Genomic DNA, 8,340 nt, shown 5'->3' on the forward strand with positions numbered 1-8,340 from the left:
AGAATTTCATATACCTAGCTATGAGTAGGGTTATGTTAAAGAGGGAATATGCTTGAATTTACTTGTTTCCGGACAACCTCTGAACCACGACCACCATGCACTCCGTATTCTGTTTGCGATTCTACTAAATGTTTAACCAGTTGATATTTTCTCTGTGATATGCGGGTATTAATAGCTATATTATTTGCTCTAGTTTGATCGTTGCAAGCCTTCCAAACTAAATTTAAAACTTGCTTCAATGTTAACCCGCTTCCACTATGTGTACCAGGGTTATTTTTTATACGCTTCAAGCACTCAAGTGCATGTTTTTTCTCATCTTCTGTAAGTTGATCTTTATCTGCAGCTTTTTGTGTGCCATTTGCTATGCACTCTAACTGATCAATAAATCCTTCTATTTCCTCTATAAACTTATCATCAATATCAGGCTCACCGTAGTTTTCTTTTAGCTTTTGAACGTTAATATTAATTGCATCATTTACATCAGTATCATGCGTTGTTTGTGGAATACGTGCTGCCTCCATAAATGCTTCAGCTCTTTGCTCTAACCATTCTGGTGCTTTGCCTCCTGCAAGATGATACAGTTTATCCAATGCCATGAAGGCTAGAATAAAGACTAGGGCCGAGATAATGAGCATTATAAGTAATACTATAAATAAACCTGTGATTAGCCACCTTACAGGAGCTAGCAGAATTTCTTTTGCTTTTTTTAATTTTGACGGTCTTTGTATGTTGTCTGGTGTATTTACTACTGCTGGCATAATTAGTTCAAGTTAATATCAATATTATTAATATACTATATTTTTTCTTATTTTGTCAACCCAAATTTCTACTTCCGCACTTTTTCATTGTTGCTTACAATGATTATAGCTACACGATTTACTCATGTGCTTTTCTTAATTAAAAACTTCAACTATTTATTGTAAGTTATTGAATTTCCTTGATTTTTATTCTTAATCTGCGTCATCCTATGCACAACTGTACAAACATTGTGATTTGAGTCCACCAGGGAAGGGTGTCATCCCAGTGCTTGACACTGGGATCCAGCTTTCTATGTGACCTCATCAAAAATGTTTATTTTTCAGCCATTTTTATACTTATCAACTCAGTGTGCTTGCTTACAATTAAAATTCCTGGATCCCAGTGTCAAGCACTGGGATGACAAAGGAGGAAGCACTGGGATGACAAGAGAATGAGGTACTAGATTCCAGCGTTACGCGCTACCGCGGACTGTACCGTTTTTGTCATCCCAGTGCCTTGACTACTTGGATCCAGAAAAAAGGATGGTGTCATGCAAGTAGCTGATACTGGAATCCAGTCTTCACGCAATCCCATTAAAAACGTTGTGTTTTAACATAAGATTAGCTACCTTTACACTTACCAACTCGTTGTCCAATCAAAATTCCTTGATCCCAGTGTCACGCACTGGGATGACAAGGTTATAGGTGTCATCCAAGTAGCGTGACACTTGGATCTTTCTCAACAATTTCAAAAAAATCTATCAAAAGGAGGATCATTATGTCCACAATAGTTTTATCATCAATTTTTGGTCAAGCAGGCAGCATTTTTGGGCCAATTGGCCAGATTATCGGCTCAGAACTAGGTGCTCTTCTTGGTGCACAGCTCGATGGTGCAATATTTGGTTTGGATGCAGAACAGAAAGTAACGCATGGAGCGAGACTAAAGAATCTGCAGGTTCAAACCTCAACCTACGGCAGAACGATCCCAATTATCTATGGCACTGCTCGTGTTGCAGGGAACATTATTTGGTCACAGCCAATAAAAGAAGAGGCGATAACCACCAAAAGTAAAATTGGAAGAGGTATGAACGTTACATATAATTACTATGCAACGCTTGCAATTGCGATCTGCAAGGGGAAAGTAGAAAAATTAAACAGAATCTGGGCAGATACAACATCACTTAGCTTTGATGAAATAGATTATACTTTTTACCGCGGTGCAGAAGACCAAAATCCTGATCCATTTATGTCATCAATTGAAGGTGAAGGAAACATGCCGGCTTATAGGGGAATATCTTACATAGTCATCAAGAATTTTCTTCTAGCAGACTATAACAATCGCGTCCCGATATTCACATTTGAAGTGCAAACTGCATTAAAGCCTAGTGGATTTTCAATAGCAGAAAATATTCGAAATATCAATATTATACCAGGCTCAGGAGAATTTGTGTATGATACAAAAATACAGAAGAAAATCGCGCAAGAGAAAATAAGCAGCAACCAATATATCCCATATGGGCTGGCGCAAAGGGTAAATCACAACAACCACACTAAAAAGAGCGATGCAATGCTTTCTTTGGATCAATTAAAAGAAGATTTGCCAAATGTTGAGAGGGTATCGGTAGTAGTCAATTGGTTTGTGAATGATCTGAACATTAAAGATTGTAAAATATATCCTGCAGTTGAATTTCAAGATGATTCCGCAATATTACCTGATGATTGGCAAGTAGGGGGTGTAACCAGAGATAATGCTCAGCTAATTTCAAAAGATGCGAGTGGAAACCCAATGTATGGTGGCACAGTTAGTGATGCAGCGTTGATAAGATATATAGAAGAGTTACGCAGCAGAGGCTACAAGGTGATGCTCTATCCAATGCCCTTGCTTGACACAAAGAACAAAGAGTGGCGAGGAAAATTGAGCGGGACTCCTGGGGATATAAGTGATTTTTTTGAGAATCAATATAACAAATTTATAGAGCATTATGCAAGCATTGCCAAACAAACTAAAGTGGAAGGGTTTATCATCGGTTCTGAACTTGTGCGGCTTACCAAAATTAGAGATGAACAAGGTAATTACCCTGCCGTTATAGAGCTAGTTAAGCTTGCAAAGCGAATAAAACTTCAGCTTGGAAAAGAAGTAACGGTAACTTACGCTGCTGATTGGAGTGAATACCATTCATATGATGGTTGGTATAATATGGATGAACTGTGGTCTTCAGAGTACATCGACGTTGTTGGCATAGATGCTTATTTTCCACTGACTGATGGTCCAGAGCCTCCTTTTGGCTATTCTGCGGAAGATGTAATGGGCGGTTGGAGCAGTGGAGTGGGGTATGATTATTTCTATGATTACTCAAAGGGTGAGCCTGAAAGAGTAAAGTATAACGACAGCAGGTATGCGTGGAAAAACATAGCAAAATGGTGGAGTGAAACTCACATAAATCCATGTGGTAGTAAAACGAAATGGCAACCAAAAATGAAAAAAATATGGTTTACTGAGTATGGATTTCCCAGTATGAACGGCTGCACTAATGAGCCAAATGTGTTTGTTGATAAAGGCAGCATAGAGAGCAAATATCTACGATATTCAAACGGAGAGGTGAGCTTTCTTTCGCAAAAAATTGCAATTGAAGGAACGCTAAAGAAGTGGCAAAGCTCGGAAATGGTAGAAAAAATGTTTCTCTGGGCGTGGGATGCAAGGCCATTTCCTTATTTCCCCAATTTGTGTGATATGTGGACTGACTGCCATAATTGGCAGACAGGACATTGGATTCAGGGAAAGCTTTCACAGCTTAATATTTCCGATGTTTTATCGGATCTGTTACAAAAAACAGGTTTAAAAAGCGATCAGTTCGATACAAGCAACGTCAAAGGGTTATTGTCTGGGTATGTGATAAATGACCAGCAATCGGTACGTTCAATTATTAAAATGCTGCAAAGTTGCTATTTTTTTGATGTGGTTGAACAGGACTCTAAACTGAAATTTGTCCAAAAGGGCAGGGGAGTTACGACTGAAATACCAATTGGTGAAACGGTTTTCAGTAACAATTCAAAACTTGCTAATATCAGTCAATTAGATTTAAACAATAAAGTTAACATCGTTTACTTTAACCGCAATTTTGGCTATCCAATTGATGTTAAATACGCTGAGTTGCCAAAGCAAGGCACTGCTATAACAGTTGAAATACCGCTGATTATAGAGGAGGGGGAGGCGCAAAATATCGCTGAGGTTTTACTTTATTCTTCGTGGCAAGAGAGAAATATATACAATTTCAAGCTACCGATAAAATATGCATGGCTTGTGCCAAGTGATGTAATAACGATTTTAGACAGTGAGAAAAAACATACGGTGAGAATTATAAAAACGAAATTTGAAAGCATGTCCATTCAAGTAAGTGGTGTTGGTTATGACAGCTCCATATATAAGCTTTCTTTTCCTTCAACAAGGTCTCTTATGCTGAAGGAATACCCTCCTTCTCATATCAGCAAAACCATCGTAGAAATGATAGATTTACCGCATATTAAAGGTAATATTGCAAGCTTTACTTTAATTGGTGAGGAAAGGAATTGGAAGGGAGCAACGCTCTTTATTTCGTACAACGATAAGGATTATAAGCCTATCGCAAGCACAAATAAGCAGTCTACTTACGGATATGTAATGGAATCTACCGACGAGGGGCTTATAGTAGTGTTACGTTTTGGTGTATTGAGTTCTTCATATAACCATTATTTAAGTGATGGTGTCATTCCAGCGCTTGACCATATTTCTCCTGGATCCCAGTGTCTGGGCACTGGGATGACAGAAGAGGGTTTTACAAGCACTAACGTTAGTACTATAAATGTAAGCAATTTAGCACTGGTTGGAAAAGAGATAGTGAAATTCCAGAGTGCTGAACTTATAGATAAAAATAAATATAAGCTTAGCAACCTAATTAGAGGGCAAGAAGGCACTAAAGAGACTGCAGGTGAAAAATTTGTTCTACTTGATGATTCAATAATATCTTTCGAAGTGCAAATGGGGAAAAAGTTTTACCTAAAAGCAGTGACTTACGGTGACTCGCTGGAAAGTACGGAAGTGAAAGTGATAAATTCATTTAGTAATTGAAATTTAATAAAGTAAGTGCTAGAATTAATATACAGGTATTAATGGTAGAGATATAACATGTCAAAGGAAATGGTCAATGCGTTGAAAGCTGAAGTGAAGAAGCTCAAATATGCTGATTTCAAAGCTAACACTTGGGACGAAGTAATTTCTGGTGAGGGAACATATAAGGATCTTAATAGAACACACGGCCTTGCTATTAACGGACAAAAAATAACTAACGAATTTATTAACAATCTGTATTCAAAACATAAAAATCTAATTCTACGGGATGAAAACGGAAAAGGGAATTATCGTCCATTTCTCAGACAAATTTTTACAGAAATGTTTAAACACGTTGGTGCAATAATTCCCAATAACTCTATTATTGAGGAGTTAATAAATAACTATTATCAGGGCGGATATACTCATTTTCTTCCTAATGATATGAGTCAAGCTCTTGGATCTTTTCATTTGTCAACGCAAAGCAACTGTATGACAAGAGAGTATATTATGGATTGTTGTGAACCCAATTGTATAAAGCTTAGTTTTAGCATGAAATATACAAAAATGCTTAACTATGATGATTGTACATATATCGAAACACCAGGTTTTTGCAGTTCAGCGGAGTTTAAACTGAAATGTGAAGATAAAAATGTAACATATGAAGATGGTAAAGTACTTCTTACCATTCCTAAAGAGCTAAAAAACTACAAAGTAAGTGGTAAGAATTTGTTTGATGTTATTGTTGAATATTTTCAGAAGCTTTGCGAAAAATTGGGCTTTAAATTTGAGACAAAAGTGGAACATAGCCTTGGTGAACCACTAAAGGTAGTAAGTGAGGCAAATGCATCTTCTGTTGAAGACTTAAAGCTTAAAGTGAATAATCAAAGGTAAGATATTGAAATTCGTGCTTTTCATGATTTTAGCTTAAGATTTCAGTGTCAAAGCACATAACTGTACGAACATTGTGATTTGAATCCACTAGGAGGGTGTCATCTAAGTAGCCTCCTTCTCCTGTCATCCCAGTGCCATGACTACTTGGATCCAGAAACTTAATTGCAAGTAAGTAAACTGCTTTGATGAAATTGTATAATGGAAACTAGATCCAAGTAGTCATGGCACTGGGATGACACCCTACTGGATAGAGCCTTCACAGGCTTTTTCTCGAATAGCTACTCTTAATTTCAGTAGTTAAATTAATATACTAATGAAAAAAATACATTATAATTAAGTATATTTAATCCAGTAAATCATTAAGTGAAAACAGCTCTTTCGCAAAATATCATCTCTCTTATTATGATATTGTCTGTAGCAATTGTCGATATGGCAACTGACCTATACTCAGTTGCACTACCAAGCATTGCCAATTATTTTAAAGTAGAAGGCAGTGTAGTGCAGCTTACAATTAGCTTAAATCTAGTTGGATTTGCGGTATCTGGCTTAATTTATGGTCCATTATCGGACCATTATGGTAGGCGTCCAATGATGCTGATTGGTATGACAATTTTTACTTTGGCAAGTGTCATGTGTTATATAGCCGACAGCATTGCGCTCTTGATACTAATTCGCTTCATACAAGGAACAGGGGCTGGTGTTGCAGGTGTTGTTGGGTATGCAGCAATAAGGGATATATACTCGGGTAGTGAATACTCGAGAGTAATTTCAAAATTAAATATGGTTGTGGCACTCTCACCTGGAATAGCTCCAGTGGTGGGCAGTTATATAATTTCACATGGTTATCATTGGAAATTTTTGTTTTTTATTATGTCACTCGCAGCAATTGCTATACTTATTTTTATCTACTTTAAGTTACAAGAAACACTCACTGTAAATAAAAATGAAACCAGTATAACTAACATAACTACTAATATCTTCAAGCAATATATATCAATATTTAGAAATTATCGTTTCCTTGGGTTTTCAGCCATTCATGGATTAACTTTCATGTGGCTTTGGGCATACATTGCTAATTACCCGTTCATATTTGAATCGATGGGCATTGAAGTACAGTATTTTGGCTACCTCATATCGATCATAGTCATATTTTACATAATTGGAACTTTAATTAATAGAAGGTATGTACCAAAAGTAGGGGTTAGCAAAATGCTAATAATAGGTTTGGTGTTACCGATAATATCCGATAGTTTATTGGTATATTTTTATTTCGCGGACAAGTTGAATATATTCATTCTTCAAGTCGCCTGGATTCCAGCCAATATCGGACTTGCATTAATAATAAGCAATAACGTAACCTCTGCTTTAGAAACGATCAAAGGTATAGGGCTTGGTAGTGCAGTCCTCTCATTCTGCAATATGATGTTTGGGGCTATTGGAATATATATAGTAGGAAAATTTTTTCGCTATGGTATTTTACCAAATTTACTATTAACAATAGCATGCTCTACAATTGCAATTCTTATGTACAGCCAGCTCAAATGTACTGAAAAACACAGGGAATAACCATTATTTGCGTGATCCAGAGCTCATGGGTTATTAATGACTTTATCATGATAATATAATTTTACAGGGGGTGAGAGCTCATAGATTATTAACGACTTTATCATAACAATATAGTTTTACAGGAGGTATGGGATGAGTAATTTACAAAGTATAAATAATGATTGGTTTTCTGCTGTTATAAAAGGTAATACTAATAAAGTAAAGCGTCTAATAAGTGAAGGAGCTGAGGTTAATGCAGTAGATGAATATAACAACACTCCTTTACATTATGTTGCTACGAATGGCCATGCAGAGATAGTAAAAGATCTATTGGATAATGGGGCAGATGTTAATGCAGTAGGTCAAGATGAAAAGACTCCTTTACATTGGGCTGCTGCACATGGCCGTAAAGATGCAGTAGATGCCCTACTGAAAGTAAAAGGGATCGATGTTAATGCACAAGATAAAGATGGAAAGACTCCTTTACATCGGGCTGCTGAAAATAGCCATGCAGAGATAGTAAAAGATCTATTGGACAAAGGGGCAAATGTTAATGCAGAGGATGATAAAGGAGAGACTCCTTTAGGTTTAGCCGCTAATCAAGACATACAAACTCTATTGCAAAACGCAGCTGAATTACTTGAGGCTGCTGAAAGTGGTGATATTGATGAAGTAAAGCGTCTAATAAGTGAAGGAGCAAGTGTTAATGCAACAGATCAAGATGGAAAGACTCCTTTACATTGGGCTGCTCGAGATAACAACAAAAAGGTAGTAGAAGGGATCGATGTTAATGCAAAAGATCAAGGTGGAAACACTCCTTTACATTGGGCTGCTGTAAAGGGCCATAAAGAGGTAGTAGAAGCCCTATTGGGAAAAGATGGAATCGATGTTAATTTAGCAGATAAGAATAAAGATACTCCTTTACATTCTGTTCTTCAAAAGAACAACATAGATATAAATGTATTGAACGCTCTACTTAGAAAAGAGGGAATTGATGTTAGAGGTTGTCCGGAAACAAGTAAATTCAAGCATATTCCCTCTTTAACATAACCCTACTCATAGCTAGGTATATGAAATTCT

General features: G+C 36.8%; 7 protein-coding genes. 5 read left to right on the forward strand and 2 right to left on the reverse strand.

The genetic code is table 11. The annotated features are described in order from the left end of the window. Nucleotides 1–35: 35 nt before the first annotated feature. Nucleotides 36–758 carry a hypothetical protein gene (locus BA053_RS04030; protein WP_245611064.1) on the reverse strand — a complete coding sequence of 241 codons (723 nt, stop codon included), beginning with the start codon at nt 756–758 and terminating at the stop codon, nt 36–38. Between the two features lie 254 nt (nt 759–1,012). On the opposite strand from BA053_RS04030, the gene BA053_RS07325 reads away from it, so the two are divergent. Further along, complete coding sequence (locus tag BA053_RS07325; protein WP_156518044.1) at nt 1,013–1,159, forward strand: hypothetical protein; 147 nt, start codon at nt 1,013–1,015, stop codon at nt 1,157–1,159. Between the two features lie 38 nt (nt 1,160–1,197). On the opposite strand, the gene BA053_RS08350 is transcribed toward BA053_RS07325, so the two are convergent. Further along, a complete protein-coding gene (locus BA053_RS08350; protein WP_156518043.1) occupies nt 1,198–1,332 on the reverse strand; it encodes a WPE palindromic element domain-containing protein in 135 nt (44 codons plus the stop codon). A gap of 183 nt (nt 1,333–1,515) precedes the next feature. Here BA053_RS08350 and BA053_RS04035 point away from each other — a divergent pair, with 183 nt between their 5' ends. The 4 genes from BA053_RS04035 to BA053_RS04050 all read left to right on the forward strand — a co-directional run bounded on the left by BA053_RS04035 (nt 1,516) and on the right by BA053_RS04050 (nt 8,310). After that, nucleotides 1,516–4,842, forward strand: coding sequence for a glycoside hydrolase/phage tail family protein (locus tag BA053_RS04035; protein ID WP_065095408.1), 3,327 nt, complete (start codon nt 1,516–1,518; stop codon nt 4,840–4,842). Between the two features lie 57 nt (nt 4,843–4,899). Then, complete coding sequence (locus BA053_RS04040; protein WP_065095037.1) at nt 4,900–5,715, forward strand: hypothetical protein; 816 nt, start codon at nt 4,900–4,902, stop codon at nt 5,713–5,715. Nucleotides 5,716–6,078: 363 nt separating this feature from the next. Beyond that, nucleotides 6,079–7,281 (forward strand): multidrug effflux MFS transporter, encoded by a 1,203-nt coding sequence (locus BA053_RS04045; RefSeq protein ID WP_458694343.1) that lies wholly within the window; start codon nt 6,079–6,081, stop codon nt 7,279–7,281. Between the two features lie 132 nt (nt 7,282–7,413). Beyond that, nucleotides 7,414–8,310 carry an ankyrin repeat domain-containing protein gene (locus tag BA053_RS04050; RefSeq protein ID WP_065095036.1) on the forward strand — a complete coding sequence of 299 codons (897 nt, stop codon included), beginning with the start codon at nt 7,414–7,416 and terminating at the stop codon, nt 8,308–8,310. The last annotated feature ends 30 nt before the right edge of the window (nt 8,311–8,340 follow it).

Source organism: Wolbachia endosymbiont of Nomada ferruginata, assembly GCF_001675785.1.
Classification (GTDB): domain Bacteria; phylum Pseudomonadota; class Alphaproteobacteria; order Rickettsiales; family Anaplasmataceae; genus Wolbachia; species Wolbachia pipientis.